Origin of the sequence: Brevundimonas sp., from assembly GCF_046293315.1 — a bacterium.
Lineage (GTDB): Bacteria > Pseudomonadota > Alphaproteobacteria > Caulobacterales > Caulobacteraceae > Brevundimonas.
Genome location: NZ_JBKBPF010000138.1, coordinates 1 through 229, shown reverse-complemented (window position 1 = coordinate 229; position 229 = coordinate 1). Strand labels below are relative to the sequence as shown.

General features: G+C 70.3%; 1 protein-coding gene. It reads right to left on the bottom strand.

Annotation, left to right across the window (positions count from 1 at the left end):
• A partial coding sequence (locus ACK4SE_RS14425; RefSeq protein ID WP_409694110.1) for a pantoate--beta-alanine ligase occupies positions 1-229 on the bottom strand: 229 nt, incomplete at both ends.

Genomic DNA, 229 nt, shown 5'->3' with positions numbered 1-229 from the left:
AGAGGTAGCGGTTCCGCGAGCTCAGCGCCAGGCCGTCGTCTTCCCGGACGGTCTCAGCCCCCACCACCTCGACGCCCAGGCAGAGGTCCGCCGCCATGCTCCGGATCAGGGCCAGCTGCTGGTAGTCCTTCTCGCCGAACACGGCGACGTCGGGTCGGACCAGCCCGAAGAGCTTGGCCACCACCGTGAGCACCCCCCGGAAGTGGGTGGGACGACTGGCGCCCTCGAG